The sequence below is a fragment of the Rhodovulum sulfidophilum DSM 1374 genome (assembly GCF_001633165.1).
Classification (GTDB): Bacteria; Pseudomonadota; Alphaproteobacteria; order Rhodobacterales; family Rhodobacteraceae; genus Rhodovulum; species Rhodovulum sulfidophilum.
Genome location: NZ_CP015418.1, coordinates 1550001 through 1569687 on the forward strand (window position 1 = coordinate 1550001; position 19687 = coordinate 1569687).

General features: G+C 60.3%; 19 protein-coding genes, 1 tRNA gene, 2 rRNA genes and 3 pseudogenes (1 of these 25 running past the window's edge). 16 read left to right on the forward strand and 9 right to left on the reverse strand.

Annotation, left to right across the window (positions count from 1 at the left end; genetic code table 11):
• The 6 genes from A6W98_RS07310 to A6W98_RS07340 all read left to right on the forward strand — a co-directional run.
• Positions 1–1643 (forward strand): 23S ribosomal RNA (locus A6W98_RS07310) (it extends 1183 nt beyond the left edge of the window).
• Between the two features lie 79 nt (positions 1644–1722).
• Positions 1723–1837 (forward strand): 5S ribosomal RNA (gene rrf / locus A6W98_RS07315).
• Between the two features lie 96 nt (positions 1838–1933).
• Positions 1934–2010 (forward strand) — tRNA-Met (locus A6W98_RS07320).
• A 125-nt stretch (positions 2011–2135) separates the two neighbouring features.
• Positions 2136–2453: a DUF1153 domain-containing protein gene (locus A6W98_RS07325; RefSeq protein WP_042456997.1), complete on the forward strand. Its 318-nt coding sequence runs from the start codon at positions 2136–2138 to the stop codon at positions 2451–2453.
• Positions 2450–3271, forward strand: coding sequence for an IS3 family transposase (locus tag A6W98_RS07330; protein WP_042456999.1), 822 nt, complete (start codon positions 2450–2452; stop codon positions 3269–3271). The genes A6W98_RS07325 and A6W98_RS07330 overlap by 4 nt, the downstream gene beginning before the upstream one ends.
• Positions 3272–3660: 389 nt before the next feature.
• The gene (locus tag A6W98_RS07340; protein WP_042459721.1) at positions 3661–4638 is read left to right on the forward strand and encodes an HNH endonuclease signature motif containing protein; all 978 of its coding nucleotides are present in this window, start codon (positions 3661–3663) and stop codon (positions 4636–4638) included.
• Positions 4639–4816: 178 nt separating this feature from the next.
• Here A6W98_RS07340 and A6W98_RS07345 read toward each other — a convergent pair whose 3' ends face one another.
• A complete protein-coding gene (locus A6W98_RS07345) occupies positions 4817–5350 on the reverse strand; it encodes an AMP-binding protein (RefSeq protein ID WP_155734745.1) in 534 nt (177 codons plus the stop codon).
• Positions 5328–5672, reverse strand: a complete 345-nt coding sequence (locus A6W98_RS20980) for a hypothetical protein (protein WP_155734746.1) — start codon at positions 5670–5672, stop codon at positions 5328–5330. Before A6W98_RS20980 ends, A6W98_RS07345 begins: the two co-directional genes overlap by 23 nt.
• Positions 5673–5989: 317 nt before the next feature.
• Here A6W98_RS20980 and A6W98_RS07350 point away from each other — a divergent pair, with 317 nt between their 5' ends.
• The 6 genes and pseudogenes from A6W98_RS07350 (at position 5990) to A6W98_RS07370 (ending at position 10604) form a co-directional block, all read left to right on the forward strand.
• A complete protein-coding gene (locus A6W98_RS07350; protein WP_052677971.1) occupies positions 5990–6715 on the forward strand; it encodes an N-6 DNA methylase in 726 nt (241 codons plus the stop codon).
• Complete coding sequence (locus A6W98_RS21900) at positions 6625–7041, forward strand: N-6 DNA methylase (protein ID WP_231098437.1); 417 nt, start codon at positions 6625–6627, stop codon at positions 7039–7041. The genes A6W98_RS07350 and A6W98_RS21900 overlap by 91 nt, the downstream gene beginning before the upstream one ends.
• A pseudogene (locus tag A6W98_RS07360) lies at positions 7032–7427 on the forward strand (IS5 family transposase); the annotation flags it as partial. The gene A6W98_RS21900 and the pseudogene A6W98_RS07360, both read left to right, overlap by 10 nt.
• A gap of 222 nt (positions 7428–7649) precedes the next feature.
• The gene (locus A6W98_RS20985; RefSeq protein ID WP_155734747.1) at positions 7650–8429 is read left to right on the forward strand and encodes a hypothetical protein; all 780 of its coding nucleotides are present in this window, start codon (positions 7650–7652) and stop codon (positions 8427–8429) included.
• The gene (locus tag A6W98_RS07365; protein ID WP_042459730.1) at positions 8429–8887 is read left to right on the forward strand and encodes a hypothetical protein; all 459 of its coding nucleotides are present in this window, start codon (positions 8429–8431) and stop codon (positions 8885–8887) included. Before A6W98_RS20985 ends, A6W98_RS07365 begins: the two co-directional genes overlap by 1 nt.
• A 475-nt stretch (positions 8888–9362) precedes the next feature.
• Positions 9363–10604 (forward strand): glycosyl hydrolase family 8, encoded by a 1242-nt coding sequence (locus A6W98_RS07370; protein WP_231098393.1) that lies wholly within the window; start codon positions 9363–9365, stop codon positions 10602–10604.
• Positions 10605–11143: 539 nt separating this feature from the next.
• Here A6W98_RS07370 and A6W98_RS07375 read toward each other — a convergent pair.
• From A6W98_RS07375 to A6W98_RS07380, 3 genes are all read right to left on the reverse strand, one after another.
• Positions 11144–12163, reverse strand: coding sequence for an IS110 family RNA-guided transposase (locus A6W98_RS07375; protein WP_042456306.1), 1020 nt, complete (start codon positions 12161–12163; stop codon positions 11144–11146).
• Between the two features lie 583 nt (positions 12164–12746).
• Positions 12747–12890 (reverse strand): hypothetical protein, encoded by a 144-nt coding sequence (locus A6W98_RS20290; RefSeq protein WP_231098322.1) that lies wholly within the window; start codon positions 12888–12890, stop codon positions 12747–12749.
• A 111-nt stretch (positions 12891–13001) separates the two neighbouring features.
• Positions 13002–13802, reverse strand: coding sequence for an AraC family transcriptional regulator (locus A6W98_RS07380; protein WP_063490892.1), 801 nt, complete (start codon positions 13800–13802; stop codon positions 13002–13004).
• Positions 13803–14030: 228 nt separating this feature from the next.
• Here A6W98_RS07380 and A6W98_RS07385 point away from each other — a divergent pair, with 228 nt between their 5' ends.
• Positions 14031–14441 (forward strand): hypothetical protein, encoded by a 411-nt coding sequence (locus A6W98_RS07385; RefSeq protein ID WP_042459738.1) that lies wholly within the window; start codon positions 14031–14033, stop codon positions 14439–14441.
• An 85-nt stretch (positions 14442–14526) separates the two neighbouring features.
• On the opposite strand, the pseudogene A6W98_RS22320 reads toward A6W98_RS07385, so the two are convergent.
• Together A6W98_RS22320 and A6W98_RS07390 are read right to left on the reverse strand one after the other, a co-directional pair.
• A pseudogene (locus tag A6W98_RS22320) lies at positions 14527–14631 on the reverse strand (IS110 family transposase); the annotation flags it as partial.
• A 59-nt stretch (positions 14632–14690) separates the two neighbouring features.
• A complete protein-coding gene (locus A6W98_RS07390; protein WP_042459742.1) occupies positions 14691–15287 on the reverse strand; it encodes a TetR/AcrR family transcriptional regulator in 597 nt (198 codons plus the stop codon).
• A 78-nt stretch (positions 15288–15365) separates the two neighbouring features.
• On the opposite strand from A6W98_RS07390, the gene A6W98_RS07395 reads away from it, so the two are divergent.
• A complete protein-coding gene (locus tag A6W98_RS07395) occupies positions 15366–15959 on the forward strand; it encodes an NAD(P)H-dependent oxidoreductase (protein WP_042459745.1) in 594 nt (197 codons plus the stop codon).
• Here the strand turns inward: A6W98_RS07395 and A6W98_RS20990 are convergent.
• Positions 15889–16455: a hypothetical protein gene (locus A6W98_RS20990; RefSeq protein WP_155734748.1), complete on the reverse strand. Its 567-nt coding sequence runs from the start codon at positions 16453–16455 to the stop codon at positions 15889–15891. The two genes, A6W98_RS07395 and A6W98_RS20990, sit on opposite strands and share 71 nt — an antisense overlap.
• On the opposite strand from A6W98_RS20990, the pseudogene A6W98_RS07400 reads away from it, so the two are divergent.
• Positions 16383–16969, forward strand: a pseudogene (locus A6W98_RS07400) (IS5 family transposase); the annotation flags it as partial. The gene A6W98_RS20990 and the pseudogene A6W98_RS07400 overlap by 73 nt on opposite strands.
• Positions 16970–17280: 311 nt before the next feature.
• Here A6W98_RS07400 and A6W98_RS07405 read toward each other — a convergent pair.
• The gene (locus A6W98_RS07405) at positions 17281–18717 is read right to left on the reverse strand and encodes an FAD-binding oxidoreductase (protein ID WP_052677974.1); all 1437 of its coding nucleotides are present in this window, start codon (positions 18715–18717) and stop codon (positions 17281–17283) included.
• A 48-nt stretch (positions 18718–18765) separates the two neighbouring features.
• Here A6W98_RS07405 and A6W98_RS07410 point away from each other — a divergent pair, with 48 nt between their 5' ends.
• Positions 18766–19686: a LysR family transcriptional regulator gene (locus A6W98_RS07410; RefSeq protein WP_042459748.1), complete on the forward strand. Its 921-nt coding sequence runs from the start codon at positions 18766–18768 to the stop codon at positions 19684–19686.
• Position 19687: the final 1 nt, after the last annotated feature.

Here is a 19687-nt window from a genome sequence, read left to right on the forward strand (position 1 = left end):
GCTTAGGACTGCATATGCAGTGGTAGCGGAGCGTAGTGTGAAAAAACCCACTCCTCCTTACCGCCCTCGGGCGGATTGGAGGAACGGGTTTGGCTGTGAAGCCGGGCTGTGAGGCACCGGTGGAGCGATCACTAGCGAGAATGATGACATGAGTAGCGACAATGAGGGTGAGAGACCCTCACGCCGAAAGTCCAAGGGTTCCTGCTTAAAGCTAATCTGAGCAGGGTAAGCCGGCCCCTAAGGCGAGGCTGAAAAGCGTAGCCGATGGGAACCACGTTAATATTCGTGGGCCAGGAGGATGTGACGGATCGCAGGTGTGGTGAGACCTTATCGGATTGGTCTTGCCGCTGAGCGGTTCCTGGAAATAGCCCTCCATCAGACCGTACCCTAAACCGACACAGGTGGACTGGTAGAGCATACCAAGGCGCTTGAGAGAACGATGTTGAAGGAACTCGGCAAAATGCCTCCGTAAGTTCGCGAGAAGGAGGCCCGGTTCGTGGGCAACCATGGGCCGGGGGCACAAACTAGGGGGTGGCGACTGTTTACTAAAAACACAGGGCTCTGCGAAGTCGCAAGACGACGTATAGGGTCTGACGCCTGCCCGGTGCCGGAAGGTTAAAAGGAGAGGTGCAAGCCTCGAATTGAAGCCCCGGTAAACGGCGGCCGTAACTATAACGGTCCTAAGGTAGCGAAATTCCTTGTCGGGTAAGTTCCGACCTGCACGAATGGCGTAACGACTTCCCCGCTGTCTCCAACATCGACTCAGCGAAATTGAATTGCCTGTCAAGATGCAGGCTTCCCGCGGTTAGACGGAAAGACCCCGTGCACCTTCACTACAGCTTCACACTGGCATCAGGCATGCGATGTGCAGGATAGGTGGTAGGCTTTGAAACCAGGACGCCAGTTCTGGCGGAGCCTCCCTTGAGATACCACCCTTCTCCTGCTTGATGTCTAACCGCGGTCCGTTATCCGGATCCGGGACCCTGTGTGGCGGGTAGTTTGACTGGGGCGGTCGCCTCCCAAATAGTAACGGAGGCGCGCGAAGGTTGGCTCAGAGCGGTCGGAAATCGCTCGTTGAGTGCAATGGCAGAAGCCAGCCTGACTGCAAGACTGACAAGTCGAGCAGAGACGAAAGTCGGCCATAGTGATCCGGTGGTCCCGAGTGGAAGGGCCATCGCTCAACGGATAAAAGGTACGCCGGGGATAACAGGCTGATACTGCCCAAGAGTCCATATCGACGGCAGTGTTTGGCACCTCGATGTCGGCTCATCTCATCCTGGGGCTGGAGCAGGTCCCAAGGGTACGGCTGTTCGCCGTTTAAAGAGGTACGTGAGCTGGGTTTAGAACGTCGTGAGACAGTTCGGTCCCTATCTTCCGTGGGTGTAGGATACTTGAGAGGAGTTGCCCCTAGTACGAGAGGACCGGGGTGAACGATCCACTGGTGGACCTGTTGTCGTGCCAACGGCAGTGCAGGGTAGCTATGATCGGACAGGATAACCGCTGAAGGCATCTAAGCGGGAAGCCCCCCTCAAAACAAGGTATCCCTTGAGGACCGTGGTAGACCACCACGTCGATAGGCCGGAGATGTAAGCGCAGCAATGCGTTCAGTTGACCGGTACTAATTGTCCGATAGGCTTGATTTGATCCAGTAATAGCCAAGCTATGCTGGTCATCAGCAACACAACCCCAGTGTACGCGACTTGGAGAATGGCTCTTCCTCGGTTTGGTGGTCATAGCACGAGCAAAACACCCGGCTCCATTCCGAACCCGGCCGTTAAGTGCCGTCGCGCCGATGGTACTGCGTCTCAAGACGTGGGAGAGTAGGTCGCCGCCAAACCTAGAAAGAGCCATATAACTCTCTGTTCGATGTTCCGTCCCTATATCAAAAAGACATGGGACGGACGCGCATGGCTCTCGCCAAGCGCAGAATTGGCGCGGGGTGGAGCAGCCCGGTAGCTCGTCAGGCTCATAACCTGAAGGTCGTAGGTTCAAATCCTACCCCCGCAACCAACACTAATTCTCCAAGACTATCAATGCCTTCCAGCCGATCCCCTTCCGGGGTGCCGGCCGTTGTCGGCGGCGTCAGTGTATCGACCCACTGAAAACCTGCTCATGCTACAAGGGAGAACGTAGCCATGAGTAAGACGATGGACGACAGCATCAAGCGGTTGACGGCGAAGCGTAAAACGGCGCTCGTCATCGAGATCATCCAAGGCAAGACGACCGCGTCGGAGGCAAGCCGGTCCTTCGACCTGACGCCCTCCGAGATCGAGGGCTGGGTCGAGGATGCCAAGCGCGGCATGGAGAACTCGCTGCGCGCCAACCCGCTCGACATCCGCGAGCAATACGAGAAGCAGCTCCGGGACCTGCAGGAAGCCTATGGAGAGGCGATGCTGGAGCTGCGGGCGCGAAAAAAGCTGCAGGCCCTGCTGGATGCGCAGGACGGGAATTGATCCGTCGCACCCAGCAGGGCCTCATTGCCGAGGGCGTCGTTGTGTCCGTCGCCAAGCTGTGTGCCTGGTTCGGCATCCCGAGGCGGACGGTCTACTACAAGCCGGTGAAGGCTGCGCCTAAGGTCGAGGCCCGCTTTTCCGAGCCGATCAAGAAGCTGATCGAGGAAGAGCCGTCCTTTGGCTATCGGACCGTGGCTTGGCTCCTGGGGTTCAACAAGAACACCGTGCAGCGGATCTTCCAGATCAAGGGCTGGCAGGTGCGCAAGCGTGCCGTGGGCATGCGGCCTCGCATCCAGGCCGTGCCGTCGGTTGCGGCTGCGCCGAACGAGCGCTGGTCGACGGATCTCGCCCGTATCTGGACGGGCAAGGACGGCTGGGCTTCCTTGGCGTTGGTGATCGACTGCCACAACCGAGAGTTGCTGGGCTGGCATCTGTCGAAGTCCGGCAAAGCCACGACCGCCAGCGCCGCCCTCGAGCACGCCCTGATCGCCAGGTTCGGCACTTTGGGCAAGGTCGAGAAAGAGTTCCTGCTGAGGTCGGACAACGGTCTGGTCTTCACCAGCCACCACTTCACCAAGATCGCCCGCAGCTACGGTCTGAAGCAGGAGTTCATCACCCCACACTGTCCCCACCAGAACGGCATGGTCGAACGCTTCATCCGGACGCTGAAGGAGCAATGCGTGCATCGCCACCGTTTTGAGACCATCCAGCACGCGATGCGCGTCATCGGTGACTGGATCAGCTTCTACAACAAACGCCGCCCTCATCAGGCCCTTGCCATGCGCACGCCTGCCGAGGCATTCACATTAGCGGCTTAACCTGAGCAGATTCAGCTGGGTCGATACAAGACGTCGGAAGCGGCCATTCACGAAACCTCGCACCCTTTGCCGCCGGCATCCACAACAAAGCTGGCTCAACGAGCTGCTCCCTGGGAAATTCAGCCGGAACGGCTTCTGGGCCAGCATCTTCGCCGTCCAGAGATCGGCACGCTCGGGATGCTTCCTGGCCATCAAGGCGCGCGACGTCATGCCGACGATCAGCAGCTTCCTGATCCCGATGACCATCCGTGCGCGGTGATGCCGTCTTGCCCCGCCGGACATCTGCGGTTGTGATCGCCTGTGGATAACTTCGGGTTCTCTTGACGGGGTGTGGTGCAAGGGAAGGCCTTCCTTGGTAGCCCGCAGAAAATACTCACGGAGCAGTGACGATGGCACAGGAAAAAAACGAATTCTTCGCGCGCGAGGCATCCTGCATTTATCAGGACGAAGAATACCGTGTTCGTGATAACGGAGCGGTCTTTCGGTGCTCTCGTATTGAGAAACGAAAGCGCCCCCTTGATGAGGTCTGGACATTCGGCACGGCCAGCAAGAGCGACGGCTATATGACGATATCCTCGCACAAAATCCATCGGATCGTTGCGACCGCTTTCCTTGGCGCCCAGCCGACGAAGCATCACGTCGTCGATCATATCGACACGAACCGCCGCAATAATCGGCCAGAAAACCTCCGTTGGGTTACGCGACTGGAAAACATCCTCCTGAACCCGATTACGGCGAAGCGCGTCGAGTATCTTTACGGCAGCATCGAGGATTTTCTGGCCGATCCGAGGACGCCCCGGAACGGTACGCTAAGCCAGGACTTTGAATGGATGAGAACGGTCTCGCCAGCCGAAGCGGAGTACAGCCGAAAGCGCATGCTTGCATGGGCACAATCTGATCGACCGTCACAGGGCGGAACGCTTGGCGACTGGATATTCGGCCGCGGCGTCGTCCGTGAGCCTGAACCAGTCGAAGAACTTGTGGCCTCGAAAACTCCCAACGCCGTGCAAAGAAACTGGCGTATTCCGGCTGAGTTTCCGCTGTGCCCCGATCCAAACGACGAGAACCCCTTGGCTGTCTATTTCGAGCGCCTCAAGGAGGGCGAGGTCTTCGCCATCTCTTCGTTTGGCCAAACCAAAGTCGCCAAAGCCGCTTTGTCCGCGTACCGGGCCGCCGTCTATGTCATGGGCGAGCACGAGGAAGGCGCGATCAAGCCGTGGTCTCTGGCAGCAGTGACGTTAGAGGCCGGAAACTTCGTCCATGAGAGCTGCGGAACATTCTTCACCTTGGAAGGCGCCGAGAAGGAGTTCACCCTTATCCAGGGCTTGCAATGGGAGGGTGGCGAGACCTTTGACGACTACTGCTAGGGAAGCGCTGCCGTAGAATGCGGGATACTAAGCATCGAGGGGACTGCACCAAGGTAGGATGCCCGATGTACTGGATGCCGTACTCGTGCCTATCCAAGGTTCGTCGTGTGACAACGCTGAATGTGCTGCACCGCGCGGCAACGTGCCCCCTGTGGATATCTCTAGATTTTGCGCCTCCTCATACTGCACGACACCACCGGAGGTGGTACCAATGACAAAAAAAGGAGTCGTAGCACCTTGAACGCCGTCGAGATCGAAGAAGCCAGCCGGGATCGCAGGGCAGATAGACCCCGCCCGCGGCCAGAACGCCCAGAACGCAGGCGATCTGGAGCGGCGACCGGGGCAGGTCGATGGCGACGATCCCGCCCGGCGGCAATCCCCGCGCGAGCAGCAGATCGGCAATCCGGTCGGCTTCGGCGGACAATCCGGCGAAGCTGATGGAGGCCTCGCCGCAGATCAGGGCGGCCGCGCCGGGCCGGCGTCGGGCCTCGGCGAAGACCGCATCGGAAAGCAGCGCCTGCGGCTCCGGCATAGGCCGATGATTGACCGCCGCACGGCCGAGGCTCTGGGCCTCGGGCAGAGGCAGCGGAGCTGAGGCCGCGGCATCCGGATCGCGGGCGAGGCGCTGGATCAGCCCGGTCCAGGCACCGAACATCGCCGCGGCGAGGCCTTCGGGAAAGCGCGTGCGGTCATAATCCCAGGACAGCACCATGCCTTCGGCATCGTCGAAGGCCTGCGCGTCGATCCAGACATGGGGGGGCTGCGAGACACGGGACAAGGAAGCTCACGGCGAACTCGATCCCGGCGGGATAGACGAGCATCACCGGTCGTTCCTGGAGCCCACGCCGTGAAAGCGCGGCGGTCATGCGGGCGACACTCTGTTCGAGGCCTGCGAAATCCAGCGTGGCTTCGGGGGCACCGGGCCCGCCATAGAAGGAAAAGGCGGTCTTTCCGCCATTGATCCGCGCGTGCTCCAGCAGGTTTCCCAGCAGCGTTTGTGCGAAAAGGTCATTGCGGTAGGTCAGGTCTTCCATGACATCCCATTGAAACATAAGGGGAAGTCTCTGGCGGAAGGCTGGAGACCGGCAAGAATGCGGGCAGCTGGGCGAGGCCCGTCACAGAGCCCACGCGCCTTGCAGCGTGAAGAGGTGCGGCCCGCTCCGGTACAGGCGTCCTGCGGCCCCGGTACGGGGATGCTGGCCGGTGGGGTCGACTCTAGCCGGGTTGCCGCAGTGCGGCGGCCCCAAAGACATAGGCGAAGAGGTCAGAAAATTAGGCTTGCGGAAGATACGTTCCGGCAGCCGGCTCCGGAACTGACGACGACAACCTCTGGATGAGTTGGTGTCCGAGCATGTGGTGCAATTTCAGCACCGTCGAAGACCTCAAGAAGCTCCGCGGTAACAAGGACATCGGTGAAGGTATCGACAGGGCCATCGCCGGGATCGCCGAAGCGAACGACCTCGAGAACGTCATCGACCGAGCCTACTTCAACGATTCCGAGAAGTTCGGCCGTGGCGCCAAGATGGTCACGACGCTGACCGCGCTCATCAACATCTTCAGTCGGGAGGAGCTGAACTTCAGCCGCAATCGGGCCGATGGCGATGACATCCTGGGCGACGCCTATGAATACCTGATGCGCAACTTCGCTACCGAGTCCGGCAAGAGCAAAGGTCAGTTCTATACCCCTGCCGAGGTGTCACGCGTCGTCGCCGCTGTTGCGGGTGTCAGTCGCGCCACGAGCCCGAAGCAGACCGTTTACGACCCCACCCGTGGCTCCGGATCGTTGCTCCTGAAGGCCGCTGATGCCGCCGACGTCGCGCTCACCATCTACGGGCAGGAATTCGACATCACCACCCGCGGCCTGGCCAAGATGAACATGATCATGCATGGGCGCGAGGCCGAGCGCCCCGTTTTCATGATCGACGCCTCACGCGGCTCATCAAGGACGGCAACAAGAACCGCCTGCGTGAGCGGGACATCCACAAGATCACCGACGCCTACACCCGGCAGGCCGAGATTGACGGCTACTCCCGCCTCGTCCCCTATGCCGAGATCACGCGCAACGACTTCAACCTGAACCTCCCGCGCTACATCGACGGCTCCGACCCCGAGGACCTGCAGGACATTGAGGCGCATCTCAAGGGCGGCGTGCCGAACCGCGACATCGACGGGCTCGCCGCGTTCTGGGAGGTCATGCCCGGCATCCGCGCCACCCTCTTCGGGCCGAACCCGCGCCCGGGCTATTCCGATCCGCTGGTCGAGCCGGAGGAGGTGCGCAGCACCATCCGCAACCACCCCGAATTCGGCACCTTCCGGGATCGCGTCCATGCGATCCTTGACGGCTGGGCGGGGCAAAACGCGCCACTGATGGATGGCATAGAGGTGGGCGATAAGGCGGCATGAATACGAAACTGCACGCCATCTGCGACAGCCAGGGCCGGCCCATCGACCTGTTCCTGACTGCCGGATCCGTCAGCGATTACATCGGGGCGCGTGCCCTGGTCAGCGGGTTGCCCAAGGTGAAATGGCTGCTCGGAGATCGTGGCTATGATGCCGATTGGTTCAGAGAAGCCTTGCAGGACAAGCAGATACGTCCTTGCATCCCGGGCCGGAAGAAACGCAAGACGCCCGTCCGGTACGACAAGCGCAGATACAAACGTCGCAACCGGATCGAGATCATGTTCGGCAGGCTCAAGGACTGGAGGAGGGTTGCAACCCGTTATGACCGCTGCCCACAAACCTTCTTCTCAGCAATCGCACTCGCTGCGACCGTAATCTTCTGGCTTTGAGAGAGAACGAGTCCTGAACCTAGAGTTTCCCTAGTCAATTGCGGAACCTAAGTGTGGTGCGACACAGTTGTATAAGAAACCAAAGGTGCGCTAAACTTTGCTGTACAACGGTCCGTTTTGGGGCATCCAGAAAATACCTCAACCTTGAGGGTGCGGAACAACGACCTCCGTTGCTATGAGGGTGAAAATATTATTCGCCTCAAGTGAAATTGGAGCAAGAGAATGAAATTAAAAAGTATGCTCTCAATAGCATTCATCCTAATTGTTTTCTCATCTCAGCCAGGCATTACTCAAACCGTTGAAGATACGCCGCATGGTGTCGCACCGGATATCCATTTCGGTAATAGCGGCCAAATCGAATCGGATTTGGCAGACAGAGTGAGCTTAATGTCTGCATGCTGCCTTATGATGATGCCGTTTTTAAAATTTGATGATCGGAAGAACTTTGTTCCCGTACTGAATTCTGCTCCAAAGATTATCGAAACTAAAAATATCGGTGCTTGTGATTCCTTTCGAGAAGACGCAGGAGGTGAAACCGTATTTGCTCGAAGATACCTATATGCTGTTATTGTCCGAACGTGCCGCTCCATAATGGATAAGTCAGACAGCTCTATCTTTGCCAGCGATAAAGTTGGAGGTGCTCCTTACGCTGAAATTGTCCCTGATGGTAAATATAGATTTCGCTTTTTTACCGATTTAAGCAGTTTTCCCATTACTCGCGTGCCTGAAATGGGTGAAGCAAAACACACGTTTCTCGACATCACAATAACTCTGAATGCGAGTTTTTCAATTCTGAGCGATAAAAATGGGAGTTCAACGCCTTCTGTGGTGACCTTGGACTGTGACGGGCAGTGGAGGAATTTTTTTCAACAGCCAACTGACTTTGACCTTCTTTTTTCACAGGGATCAATGCCGTTTACGCTCAGGCAACAAGATTCCTGCGAAGATATTGTTTTAAACGCGGTAAGTAGAGATCCGGCAATTGGCAGAAAGATCAACTAATGATCACAAAGCGCACTATTCGAAATATCTCAGGAATGACCGTATTTGTAGGGCACTTGTTTTTGATCTCTTTAATAGTATACAAATGGGACTCTATCGATAAATTGGTTGAACTCGGAGCTCCTCTACTACCTGTCACGGCATACACCCTTGCGAGCGTCATCAGGTTTTCGTCTTCAAACAGGCTCTACTCCGACGATGCAGATCGCGCTCTATTTTTATTTTCGCTTGTTTCAGTGGGGTTGCCCGGCTTTGTCTTCGCAGCGAATGTTGCGGTGATCATGGCCGTGGACACCAATCTCTTGGGCGCCGGGTTTACGGTAGACCAAGGAAGAGAAATGATTACATGGCTTGAAACCGCGTTGGGCGCTGGCTACGCAACAATCGTGGAAGGTCTGTTTTCAACCGTGGATAAGGATAAAGAAGGTGCCGTGACGCTACAAGACCGCGAGAAGTAACAACGTTCCGATGTCCTTAAAGTACTTCACATAATAGACCTACCTGCCGACGCTGGACCGAATGCGGACATCGACCCAGCGGACCCGAGCGGCAGGTTTGTCCGGATTGTGTTGAAAAACTCCGGCCGCGGTTGAGAGGTCGTCTGAGTTTGGAACGCCGTTCTTCACAGGGGCAGCAAAGGTCCATTTACGAGGCCGGATCGCAGAAAAGCGGAATCATGTCCCGTGAGCTTGTGCTCTGCGGCCCCGCAAGCGAGTTTTTCAACACAATCGGCAGCAAGCGCCCGAGAGGGCGGCGCCAGTCGTTCCGGCGTCCTGCGGCAACGCGGCATTGCAGCGGTGCGCCTGAGTGACACCGCCTGGGCGCTCCCTGCCGTTCGCGGCGCTGAGCAGCGGAGGGCGCGAAATGAACTTCGCCGTAGCATAGGCGATCTTTCAGACTATCATGCAGGCAGGCTACAAAAGGAAACGCCAAGTGACACGCATCTGGTCGAGATTGGGATACTCAATCATCGCATGTCCGGCATTGATCGTGTGGGGCGACGACGTCGCCGCTAGCCCACCCTTGACCGTCTTGCCGGGAGATGCATCGGTCATCTATCCTTCGGTGGACAAAGACCGCCGCAGGGCCGCACTGGATCGTTTCTGGCAGGACTGGAAGAGCGTATATCTGAGTGAGGGCTGTGGCGGCGCCTATGTCGATATAGCAGGCGACGGGAAGCCGACCTATGGCGATAGCGTGCCCAATACGCTCACCGTGTCGGAGGCCCATGGCTACGGTATGCTCGCCCTTGTCAGAATGGCGGGGCGGGACAGCCAGGCAAAACCTCTTTTTGACGGGATGCTTGCCTATTTCCGGCTTCACCCCGCCGAAAGCGGGCCTGGACTGATGGCGTGGAACCAGACCCGCGATTGCAAGGACGCGCCCGAAGGCGGGACTACGGCCAGCGACGGCGACATCGACATCGCACTGGCGCTGCAATTGGCGCAGGAAACATGGGGCGGCTACGCCGAGGATGCCGCAAAGGTCCGTGAGGCCATTCTGGCCCGTGAAATCAGCCGTCACGATCTCGTCAAACTGGGAGACTGGGCGCGCTATGAGGTCTATGACGCGGCTTCCCGATCCTCGGATTTTATGCCCTACAACTTTTCAGTCTTTACCCACGCGCCCGGTTCCGATGCGTCCCGGTGGACCGAGATCCGGAGCACCGGCTATGACGTCTGGGGCCGGATTTCCGAGACCTACGCGCAAAGCACCGGTCTCGTGCCTGATTTCATGATCGGGATGCCCGACGATCCGCGGCCGGCCCCGGCGGAGTTCCTCGAAGGGGACTACGACGGGTTCTATTCGTGGAATGCCCTGCGCTACCCCTATCGTTTGGCGGCCGATTACCGGGTCAGCGGCGATCCTCGCGCGGCCAATCGCCTACGGCGGATCAATGCATGGATCCGCACCGAAACCGGCGGGGACCCGTCCCGGATCGCCTCTACCTACCGGCTCGAGGGCAGCATCCCGCAGGATGGCCGGTGGACAGGAGAACCCGGCTGGATTTCCATGTTCGCCGCCGGGGCGATTGCTGGCAGCGGCGATCCGGACTCAGATCAGGTCTGGATGGACGCTCTTTGGGCCGCCATGGCCGCCATTCCTATCGAGGACGGAGACTACTTCGGCAACACTCTCAAGCTTCTCGCGATGATCGATCTTGCAGAGATGTGAGCGGCCTGCACAGTTTGCTGACGTTATCCCGACGGCAAAGTACTGCAAAAAGCCGTGGCTTTGCGCGTTCCTGAAGGGGGATATCCACACCGTTTCGGCACAAATTAGAGCGCAGGCCAGATACCACGGTTCATGTCCCGGACTGAAACGGTAGAATTTGCCCAGTCATGATGCATGGCGGCTCAAGGCTTGGGTCGCGATGGTCAATGAAAGGACGTAGAGCGGAACTTCGTCGAATGGAGGACGCACGTCCGGTTAGGGCTGCCTGCGCTCATCCATCGTGTCCGGCTCGAACGTCTTGTGTGGATGGCTCCCGCATAGCAAGTCGTAAATGATCTCGCGCACCTTTTCAGAAGCAGTCTTGTGTCCGGCCTGTTTGCGCGGTTCACACCGCTGGCCCTGATGGGATCCGCAGATCAGGTTCCTATCTGCTTTGCGGGCAATTTCGCCCGGGACATTCGGCGGAGCTTCCTGATCGTTGCGGCTGAAGGGTACACCATCACATCGTCGGTCTTGCTATCTCGCTGTTTCGGTATGTCTCAGGCTGTGTGAGGTCGGTAGGATTCGTTCCTGGTCAGCACCGCCCACATGATCCGCGCCGTCTTGTTCGCCATGGCGACGGTCGCGAGCCGGGCAGGCTTCCTCTGCAGCAGCTTCGTCAGCCAGGGATCGGCACGCTCCGGATGGTTGGAGACCTGCCGCACACGCGATGTCATGCCGACGACGATAAGCTGACGCAGATACCGATCGCCCATCTTGGTGATCTTCCCTAAGCGCTCCTTGCCACCGCTGGAGTGGTTGCGCGGTGTCAGACCAAGCCACGCCGCAAATTCCCGCCCACTCTTGAACTGGTGACCCGATCCGATCGTGGCGGCCACGGCCGAGGCGGTGACCGGCCCAACTCCGGGAATGCTCTGCAGGAGTTGCGCCTGGCGGCTGAGACGAGCCTGGATACGCATCGTGATCTCGTACCAGCGAAAGCGGTTGTGGAGCTCGACCAGCTGACGGCTGAGGACCCGCAGAACGTCCTGGGCGAGCTCGGGGAACCCGGACTGCTTGCCCTCGATGATCCCTTTCGCAAAATCGATGGCCCGCGCGACGCCCCGAGCGATGGCGATCCCGAACTCCGCGGCCAGGCTTCGGAGCATGTTGATCAACTGAGTGCGCTGTCGAACCACGAAGTCCCGTGCGCGATGCAAGGAGAGAAGCGCCTGCTGGTCCTCGGACTTGATCTCGACAAACCGCATCGTCGGCCGCGTCACGGCCTCGCAAATGGCTTCTGCATCGACCGCATCGGACTTGCCCCGTTTCACGTAGGGTTTGACGTACATCGGCGGCATCAGCCGGACAGTATGACCGAGCTTCGTAAGCTCACGGCCCCAGTGGTGGCTCGATGCGCAGGCTTCGATGCCGATGAGGCAGGGCGGCAGTCGCTCGAAGAACGCCAGCACCTGCGCCCGGCGTAAAGGCCGATTGAAGGCGACCTCTCCGGTCTCGGTAACTCCGTGGACATGAAAGATGTTCTTGGCCAGGTCGAGGCCGACAGTGGTAACTTGCATGGGGTGGCTCCTCTCAATTGCAGATTCTGACACCTGCAGTATGGCGCATCGCGACGCCGGGAGCGGGAGCCATCCACCCCATCTGCTATCGGGCAGCGAGCGCCCGAGTGGGCGGCCCCAGGCGCTTAAGCGTCATGCCGCGCTGCCGCAGGCCGGCTTCCGGCCGAGGCTGTGTGAAAACTCAGATTTCCAAGACCCGCGGGGAGTAACTTCCTAGGTAAGAGCTCGTGGCGGCCCGCCAGCAGAAAGAAATCTCGTAGGTGCTTCGCCGGTAGAACTTTGTCCCGGCGCCGTCCATGCCTGACCGAGTTTGCACACAGCCTCGGCCCTGACCGGCCCTTCGACGGAAAGACGGACGCCGCGGTACGACTTACCCGAAGCAGCCGTGCGCACCAGCGTGTAGCATCCGTCGGGGGAGGGAAATCCGCCCGCGCCTTCCTCACTGTCAAATTTGTCGCCGCTGCGTCTCGCGATGACATCAGCAACAAACCTTGGACAAACCAGGCTTTCGCGAAGCTACGCGCGAAGGCCTGACTTGTTCGGATACAGCCATGGCCCGTTCGTGCCGGGGGATGGATAGCGTTTAACCCCTCCTGCGCTCTACGCCTGCCGCCACCTCGACGGTCACATGTTCCGTCCCGGTCGTCTCGCGCACGCGGCCTTTCACGGCGCGACGCACGTCTTCCGCCACCGCGCCCGGCGCGAGCTCGATCTCCAGCGTGGCCATGGGCCGCTCCTGAGTGATCGACCAGGCGTGGACATGATGGGCGCGGGCCAAGCCGGAGCATTCGCTAAGCGGCGATTGTGGATGACACTCGGTAGCTCCTATCGCTCTTCCCTATCGTAAACGACTCCGCTCGAGCAGATAGCGGCTTGGAGGCTTGCCGACCATCTTTCGAAACATGGTCACGAAACTGCTGGCGCTTTCATAGCCGAGATCGATGGCGACGGCCTGAACCGACTGACCAGCGCTAAGCCGCCGCAAGGCAAGCACAATATGCAACTGTCGGCGCCAGCGGCCGAAACTCATGCCCACCTCTTCGGCCAACAGACGGCTCAGGCTGCGCTCGCTGAGCGCGACGCGGGAGGCCCACTTCGCGACGCTCGCATGATCCGCAGGCGCCGCGATCAACAGGTCGGTGAGCCTCTTCAGGCGCGGATCGCCGGGGATGGGGAGGCAGAGGTCCTCGACCGGTGCCACAGCCAGCTCATCGAAGAGAACGGACACGATCCGGCCATCCGGACCGTCGACGTCATAGAGGTCCGGCAGAGCGTTTGCCCGCATCAGCAACTCACGGAAAAAACGCGACACCGTGATCGTGCAGCAGCCTTTCGGCAGGTTCGCGGATTCGGGAGGATCAATGAAGAGAGAGAGACACTCCACCTCGCCCGAGCCGAAAACGGAATGGGGCAGCCCGCCGGGAATCCACACGGCGCATTGCGGCGGTACGATCCAGACTGCGCCGTCGACCTCGCAATTGACGACGCCACGCACCGTGAAAAGCAGTTGCGCCTTCTGATGGTGGTGCCGGGGCGATTGCTCCAGGGCGTCAAGGGTGGCGACCGCGTTGGCTGCCACCAGCGCACGCGGGATCTCGTCGACATAGGCGAGCCAGTCGGGACGGACGTCCAGATACATCTCAGACCTCGACGTTATCAGATTAGGCCGGATTGAAACATATAGTGGCAAGGTTGCGCAATGACGCCACGTGCCGGCTGGCGTATTGCTGTGAGGCAGAGGCGGCTGGCGGATCTTGTGATCGCGCTCCGTTACTGGAGGGGCAGAGCTGACCTGCCAGACACATATCTTTACGTTGCGGCACATTCGTTCGACCTAAAACCATCCATTCTCGCTCGGAGACGACACATGCCCTTGGATATCAAGAATTTTCCGCTTGTCTGGATGAGCTATGACGAAGCGCCGGACCACGACCACGACGAGGATTTCGCGGCGTTAGAGATGTGCCTTAAGCGCGGCGCACCGTTCGTGATCTTGAGCGATAATGCTCCGACCGAAGACGAAGACCACGACCACAGCCAGGAAGAAAGGAAGCGCACTGCGCTGTGGATGAAGAAGCACAAGGCCGAACTGCGGACGCTCGTGCTGGCGATGATTGTGATTGAGCCGAGCGCCGCCAAGCGTCTGACCTTCAAGACTTTCGGCGCGGTCTTTTCTAAATTCTGGGGTTTCCCGTTGAAGATTGCAGTGACTCGCAAAGAGGCAATGGATGTCGCCGAGAACCTGCTGTCAGAGGGCGTAGTGCCTGCGGGCCGCTGACATTCACGGAGTGTCCTTGCTTTTGGTTGACTTCGTTCCGCATCATCACGGTCCAAGCGTCTTGCAACTCGTGCCGGCCGGGCGGTCAGGCGCCCGGCTGGCGGTAGTCCTGTTGCTTCGTCAGCATGGCCCAGACGATCCGGGCGGCCTTGTTGGCCATGGCGACGGTGGCCAGCCGGAACGGCTTCTGGGCGCTCGACGGCGGCTATGGATGCGCCGCTGCTGTCGAGCCGGGCGATGGATTCCGCCCTACATATCCCGATCAGGCATTTGCTCGGGACACAGCCAAGCCTGCAGCTGGATTGACAGTCGATCTCTGAGGGTCTTGTCGCCATGCTCTGCGCAAAGGCTCAGAGCCACTGAACTGACGGAGAAAGCCTGGATTCCTTCTGACTGAAGCTCAGCCGATATGTCCTGCCGGAACGGTCCACCCTTCAACTTCTGGACCAGGATGCGGTCGTACCGACAGATCGCCTTGGCGATGGCCCCGACCTTTTCGACGGCAAGCGCCCCTGACAGACGCAGAAAAATATCAAAGACATAACGCTCGCTCGAGAGAAAACTCAGAAGCGGCATGATGCTCTCCACCACGTGTGCGACAGAGCGAAAGCCGCCAACGGCGTCCAGATCGTCGAGCAGCGCGTCTACCCGCTCGCCGATCAGGATATCCATCAAAGCGTCCTTGTCGCTGAAATGTGCAAAGAACGTGCCTTTCGCCACGCCCCCGGCGGTGACGACCTGTTCGACCCGGAGATCCGCAAAGCCGGAGTCCGAGACAATCTCCCTCGCACAGCCGAGAAGCCGTTCCCGTGTCTTGACGCTTCTGAGCTGTTTTGCGCGGGCCATGGGGCCTCCTATCCAGGTTATTGACCACGGTCAATATAGGGGATAGTAAATATGACCATGGTCAATTCAGGAGTTCCCATGGCCCCCAGACGCATCTTTGTCCTCAACGGACATCCCGGTGAAACCTCGCTTTCCAGGCTCTTTTCCGAAGACTACGCGCAGGCCGCGGTGCAGGCTGGTCACGAACTTCGGATCACCCATCTGCACGATCTGGACTTCGATCCCGATTTCGGCGGGGGCGGCTACCGTGCCGCCAAGCCTCTCGAGCCAGATCTGGAAGCGGTCATGGCCAATATGGACTGGGCCGAACATGTGGTTTTGCTGAGCCCCATGTGGTGGGGCGGTCTGCCCGCCAAGTTGAAGGGCCTGTTCGACCGCGCCCTGCTGCCCGGCAGCGCCTTCGACACGCGCGCCAAGACCTGGCTGGGATCGCCCCGGCCGCTTCTGGCCGGACGCACCGTGCGGCTGATCATGACCTCGGATACGCCGCACTGGTTCTTTCGGCTCGTCCACAAGGCCGCACTGGTGCGCCAGCTTCGAATGCAGATCTTTGGATTCGTCGGCATTTCGCCTCTGCACGTCACCCATTTTTCGGCAGTCATCAATTCATCGCCCGAGACGAGAGCGAAGTGGTCCCGAAGGGTTGCCAGCCTTGGAGCGCGCGGAGCGTAGGTTCAAGACAAATGGCATAGTGATCCGATCCGAATGCGGCCCGAAATCCCTCGTCCGCATGGCCGATGACGAAATCGCGCGAGCCATGCAGACCGCCCGCCATGAAGCGGTCGCAGCCGAAGTAGATGTTGCCGACCTCGTCGACCGCGGTGATCGTCCGGTGGCAGGGCCATCCGGGATGGCAGGCATCGAAGACATTGCCGGCTGCAAGCGTCGGCAGAAGCTCGCGCACTGCGACCCGCCAGTTTCGAGAAGCGATCTCTCGGCGAAGGGCCCTGAGAAACAAAGCCAGTCTCGGATCGTTCGCCGCCATCCGCTGATCGTATCTGAGATTGAAGCTGATCGACCGGCATTCGAGTTCGACCAGCCAGTCGGCAAAGGCGCTGGCCTCGGGCGGGTCGTCCAGGTCGAGAACTGCAAGCAGGCCCGGGGGAATGGTTGGCTCGCAAGCACGGGCCGTCGCGTCGCAGGCAATGGCGCAAGGTCCACATCGCAATGGACACGGAGACCGGCGACATACGCTCGGTCGAGTTCACTTCGAGCCGCCAGGGCGACAGTCCCCTGCTGCCCGACCTGCTGTCGCACATTCCCGAGGATGAAGAGAGTGCCACCGTCACCGCGGACGGCGCATACGACAGGCGGCGATGCCACACTGCCATCATCGCGCGCGGCGCGGATGCCGTCATACCCATCCCCCGGAACGGCCGCGCCTGGAAAGAAGACTGCCCCGCAGCATCGGGGCGCAACGAGATCCTGCGCGCCACGCGGCACCTCGGCAGGGCGCTCTGGAAGAAATGGGCCGGCGACCATGTCCGAAGTCGGGTCGAGGCCCAGATGAACCGCCTGAAGCTCTTCGGTGAGCGGATCATGTCACGAGAACCCGACCGCCAGACCGCCGAAATCCAGATCCGCATCATTCGCCATTGTCGCTCGGACCAATGGCGCGACATGGCTTATTCATGAATCGCTTCTCGGCCCTCGGCAGGGCCGAGATCGAGGCCGTCGCCTGAACGGCCACGGGAAAGGGTACAGTCAGCACGAACGCTGATTTGCGCAACAACGCCAAGCGCATGCGGCGTCGGAACGCGCTTCTATCCACTTTCGAAAAACTAGCTCGGTCAGTGAGGTAGGCTGATCTCGTATCCGGGACGGCGGCTTCGTTCGCACGGCTGACATTGACGGTTGATGCCGTTCTGCAGGACACCGTCGAATGACCGCCTCCAACACGACATGTCCATACGAGGAAATCGCGAACATCGAAGGTGCTTCCTGACCTCCACAAGACAGCGTCTCCCGCGCGCGGCGCGTCAGGTTGCGGGCATCACGGTTTCGTCTCCACGAATAGGGCACCGGGGTTGAGAATGCCGTTGGGGTCGAGCTGCAACTTCATGCCGCGCATCATCGCGACTTCGGCAGGTGAACGGCTGTGGCCGATCCAGCGCCCCTTGATCCGGCCGATGCCATGTTCCGCCGTCACTGCGCCGCCCCACTCGCGCACGAGGTCGTAGATCGCCGCCTCGATCCGGGCTTCCGCGGTGTTGCTGCCATCGTGAGCGACCAACAGGTGAACGTTGCCATCGCCGACATGACCGACCTTCAGGACGCCGACTGCCTCGGGCACCTCTGTCAGCCGAACATCGGCGGCCTCGCAGAACCGGCCAAGCGCCGAGGGCGACACGCCGATATCGAAATTGATGTGAGGGCCGAAATCGTCGTCGACCTGTCCCACTGCTTCGCGCACCTGCCAGAGCGCACGCATTTCACCGAGCGACTTCGCGAGCACGCCGTCCTCGACAACGCCCCCCTCGAAAAGCTCGGCGAAGAAGTCTTCCAGCTCCGTTTCGCCATGCTGACCGTCCACCTCGATTTCGATCAGCAGGTAGATCCCATGCCGTCCCTCAAGGGGCGCGGCGGCCAGGGATGTCTCGTGACAGACGAAATCCCAGTAGTCCGGCCACATCCCCTCGAACGCCGAGAGGCGCGCGCCGAAGCGTTGGCGTGCCGCCGAAAGGCAGGCCAGGGCCGCAGCGTGATCCGGCAGCGCGAAGAGCGCAAGGGCGGTCTGAACAACCTGCCGGCGCAACTCCAGCACCGCGCGCGTGACGACGCCCAGCGTGCCTTCGGAGCCGATGAAGACCTGCTTGAGGTCGAACCCCGCGTTGTCCTTTACGGTCTTGCCCAGCCGCGAGATCACCGACCCGTCCGCCAGCACCGCCTCGAGCCCCAGCACGTTGGCGCGGGTCATGCCGTGTTGCAGAACGCGGATGCCGCCCGCATTGGTGGCGATGGTTCCGCCGATGGTCGCCGATCCACGCGCGCCGATATCGACCGCGTAGTCCAGGCCCTCGGCGCGCGCCGCCTCCTGCACGGTTTCAAGCGGCGTTCCGGCCCATGCCGTCAGGGTCATCGCATCGGGGTCTATCTCCGTTACACCGGACATGCGCTCGGTCGACAGCACGACGGTGCCTTGCGGGCTGCACGCCCCGCCGGAAAGCCCGGTGCGCCCACCCTGGGGCACCACGCCGATGCGACGTTCGTTGCAGAGGGCCAGCAGCGCCGCGACCTCATCGGTCCCGGCCGGGCGCAGGACGGCAAGGGGGGTGACACCGCAGAGGCCGGACTGATCTGAGGCGTAGCGCGCGCAATCTTCCGGCGCAGTCAGCAGCCCCTTCGGCCCGAGAATCTCGGTCAACGCCTCGATCAACGCGGATTGTTCGATGTCATCCCGGATGTCCAGTTGAATGCCGGTTCGGTCCATCTATGATGTGCTCCTTGACGCGCTAATATACGTTTGCGGGAATCCCCGATGCCGCCCAGCACCATCCTCGGCCGCTTGCCCGGCTTGAGGCATTTCATAGAAGTTGCCCAACAGGGATCGTTCCGCGCCGCGGCCGACAAGCTGCATGTCGCCCCCTCGGCCGTAAGCAAGCAGATCAAGAACCTCGAACTGGCGCTCGACGTCGAACTGTTCCGACGCGATCGCGGGCGCGGTGGGCTGGAAGTGACCGAGGCCGGGGAGATCCTCTTGTTTCGCTGCGCCTCCGTGGTCAACGAGCTGACCATCGCCCAGGACGAGATCGACCAGTTGCACGGGCTGCATCGCGGACAGCTGCGGCTCGGGGTGAACGAGGTTCTCGCCTCCGACCTGCTGCCCGGCATTCTGCGGGACATGAGCTATAACCATCCGGGTCTCAAGTTTCACATCGTCGTCGAGAACACGCGCGAAATCGTCCAACGCCTGCAGACGGGCGATATCGACATCGGCCTTGGTTACAATTTCCCGCCCTCGCCGGACATCGAGACGCTGGCGACGCTGCGTCGGCGCACATACGCGATCACCGCATTGGATCATCCGATGGCGCGGCTGCGCGATGTTCGATTGGAGGACATAGACGGGGAAAGGGTGATCTTCCCGGATTCCTCTATCGCCATGCGCGAAATGCTCGAAAAGGCGCTGGCGCAGGCCGGGGTGGAGGTGCGCGAGGTCATGAGCACCAACAGCTTCACCCTTTTGCGCCAGATGGTCGAAAGCGGCATGGGGATCGGAATCGTTTTCGGGCGTTTCCTCCAGACCCGCCGCGAACGCATCGCCTTCGTCGAGGTGAATGAGCTGCCCTTCGCAAGCCCGCCGGTGGCCTGCTGCCGCATGGCAGGGCGCACACCGACGGTCTCGTCCGAGGCCTTCGCCGCCGCGATCAAGACGATCTTCGTGAACTATGGCGGCTGAG